Origin of the sequence: Geminicoccus harenae (genome assembly GCF_019800005.1) — a bacterium.
GTDB lineage: Bacteria > Pseudomonadota > Alphaproteobacteria > Geminicoccales > Geminicoccaceae > Geminicoccus > Geminicoccus harenae.
The window spans coordinates 1-2317 of sequence record NZ_JABGCL010000109.1; the positions used below are offsets into that span (position 1 = coordinate 1).

Genomic DNA, 2317 nt, shown 5'->3' on the forward strand with positions numbered 1-2317 from the left:
ATCCCGAACACGCGCGTCCTTGACCAGGACGGCCAGGAATACCGGTTCTACGACGAGCTGATCCGCGACCGGGTGGTGCTGATCAACTTCTTCTTCCAGAGCTGCGGCCAGGTCTGCCCGCTGGTCACCGAGAACCTGCGCGCCGTGCAGGACGAGCTCGGCGAGCGGATGGGCCAGGACATCTTCATGTATTCGATCACGTTGCAGCCGCAGTTCGACCGGCCGCACATCCTCAAGGACTATGCCGAGCTCTGGGAGGTCAAGCCCGGCTGGAAGTTCCTGACCGGCGAGCCGGACGACATCGAGGGGCTGCGCCGTTCCCTGGGCTTTGCCAGCAGCGACCCGCTCTACGACCTCCAGCTCGACAACCACACCGGCATGCTGCGCTACGGCAATGCCCGGCTGGACCGCTGGGCCGGCACGCCCGCCCTGTCGCGGGCGGCCTGGATCGTCAAGGCGGTCACCTCCCTGACCGGCCGGCCGGTCGCCTGAGCGGCACCCACCAGGAAATACTCCAGGAAATTCCTCAGCCTGCCTATCACGAGGTCGGGATCATGTTCTCCAAGATACGTGCCGCCAGACGTGCGGTCGAACTGCGCAACCAGCTCCAGGGCGCCAAATTCAGCCGGCGCGAGATCGCCAAGCTCGGCCTGATCGTGGGTGGCGCCTACTGGGCCAAGGGGGCGTCGCTGCGCCAGGCCCTGGCGGCCAGCACGGCCAGCCCCAGGACCACGCCCTGGCAGGAGCCCCTGCCGATCCCGGGCCCAGCCGAGGAAGATGAGCCTGACTCCTATCCCTACAACGAGGCCGAGCACCAGTACTGCGCCAGCCGCTTCAAGATGCAGCGCTGGATCCACCTGCGGGTGCGGGAGCGCAGCCACCGCTTCGCCAAGGAATATGGCGAGAGCAAGGTCTGGTCCTATGGCGACGAGTTCGGCGGGCCGCTGATCGACGTCCGCTACAACCAGCCGTTCTGCCTGCATATCGAGAACGACCTGGATTCGGTGGAGGACCACAAGGGCTTCGGCCATCCCGAGATCGCGCCGCACCTGCACAACTTCCACACCGCCTCGGAAAGCGACGGCGGCCCCTGGAATTGGATCCACCCCAAGGACAATGCCGGCGGCAAGCCGAACACCCGCAACTTCCACTACGCCATGGCGCGCGCCGGCTTCGACAAGAAGAAGGGCATCCCGGCCAAGTGGATCGACCCGGTCTCGGGCGGCGACCTGCGCGAAACCCTGACCACCATGTTCATCCACGATCACCGGCCGGAGTTCACCGCGGCGAACGTGTACAAGGGCATGGTCGCGATGGTCCGCGCGTTCGACGAGAACGACACCGGCGACGAGACCACCGGCTGGCGGCTGCCCAGCGGCAAGTACGACGTGCCGCTGATCCTGGCCGACAAGAAGTTCGACCCGGACGGGGAGCTCGAGTTCAACCAGTTCGCGATCGACGGCTGGCTGGGCGACAAGCTGACCGTGAACGGCAAGATCCAGCCCTACATGGAGGTGGAGCGCCGCAAGTACCGCTTCCGGGTCCTGAACGGCGGGCCGTCGCGCTTCTACAACCTGCTGCTGCGCAAGGACGGGGCCAACCAGCCCTTCCACCAGATCAGCCAGAGCGGCAACCTGCTGCACAAGACGCGCAAGGACATCACCAGCCTCCAGCTCTGGGTGGCGGAGCGCTCCGACATCATCATCGACTTCAAGAAGTTCAAGAAGGGCGACAAGCTCTACTTGTGCAACAACCTGGTGATGATGAAGGACGGCCGCGGCATCGACCGGGGCAAGACCACCAACCCGGACTCGCCGTCCAACCAGATCCTGGAGTTCCGGGTGGGCGGCCTGCCCGAGACGGCAGACCAGAGCGTGGTCCCCAACACCTTCCGCCCGCTGCCCTCGGTCAACCTGAACGAGGTGGTCAAGGTCCGCGAGTGGGAGCTCGGCCGGCTGAATGGCATGTGGCACATCAACGGCAAGTTCTGGGACCCGGACATCGACCACAGCCCGGAGTTCCTGATGAACCCGCCCAACCAGGTGCGGCGCAACTCCGCCGAGATCTGGAAGATCCGCAGCACCTCGGGCGGCTGGGACCATCCCATGCACATCCATTTCGAGGAGGGCATCATCACGTCCATCAACCGGCGGGCGGTGGCCGAGGCCGACCGCTACCGGACCGACATCTACCGGTTCGGCGGCAACGAGCGGATCGACGAGATGGAGATCTTCCTCCGCTTCCGCGACTTCCCGGATCCCGACTACAGCTACGCGTCCAAGCAGGAGCGTGGTCGCTACGTCATGCACTGCCACAA

The 2317-nt window shown here is 65.3% G+C and carries 2 protein-coding genes; both read left to right on the forward strand.

The features are described from left to right. Window positions 1–492 (forward strand): SCO family protein (locus HLA95_RS26980; protein ID WP_222185079.1); only part of this gene is annotated, 492 nt, incomplete at its 5' end. 62 nt (window positions 493–554) lie between these two features. Next, window positions 555–2317, forward strand: a 1763-nt coding sequence (locus HLA95_RS26985) for a multicopper oxidase family protein (RefSeq protein WP_191061900.1), incomplete at its 3' end; no start/stop codon positions are given.